We start from the raw sequence: 573 nt of genomic DNA, 5'->3' as shown, positions 1-573 counted from the left end.
ATGTGCTCATGGATAACCGACATGGCTTGATCGCTGGAGAGCAGGTCACCACAGCAGATGGAACGGCAGAGGTGGATGCTGCAGTGCAGCTCATCAATGATCTGGACGGCGCGGAGCGCATTACCCTGGGAGCCGACAAGGGCTATGATCGGCACGAATTTGTGCAGAATCTTCGTGACCGCAACGTCACCCCCCATGTGGCTCGCAAATGCAAGGGATCAGCGGTTGATGGCCGGACCACCCGTCACGTCGGGTACACCATCAGCATTCGCGTGCGCAAGCGGATCGAATCGATCTTCGGCTGGATGAAGACTGTGGGCGGGATGCGCAAAACGCGATTCCGTGGATTGGATCGTGTGGGTCTGCACTTCACCTTGGTGTCCACCGCCTACAATTTGGTGCGTATGGCACGACTGGGGGTGGCATGATGAGAGTGCTGCGGCCAGAGCTCGGGAAATCGAGCAAAGTGACTAGAAAAACTGCACAAAAGCCGTCTAGAAGTGCCTTCAGGCCGCGTTTTTCGAGAAAATCAGGTGCCTCGCAGATTTTATTGCAGGGTTTTTCCGCAGCCTG

The 573-nt window shown here is 56.2% G+C and carries 1 protein-coding gene; it reads left to right on the top strand.

Features of this window, described 5'->3' with window-relative positions:
- Positions 1 to 428, top strand: a 428-nt coding sequence (locus AB4090_RS15120) for a transposase (protein ID WP_369574702.1), incomplete at its 5' end; no start/stop codon positions are given.
- Positions 429 to 573: the final 145 nt, after the last annotated feature.

The sequence above is a fragment of the Acidithiobacillus sp. IBUN Pt1247-S3 genome (genome assembly GCF_041146875.1).
Classification (GTDB): Bacteria; Pseudomonadota; Gammaproteobacteria; order Acidithiobacillales; family Acidithiobacillaceae; genus Igneacidithiobacillus.
The sequence above is the reverse complement of the archived record's forward strand: the minus strand, read 5'-3'. Positions and strand labels throughout refer to the sequence as shown.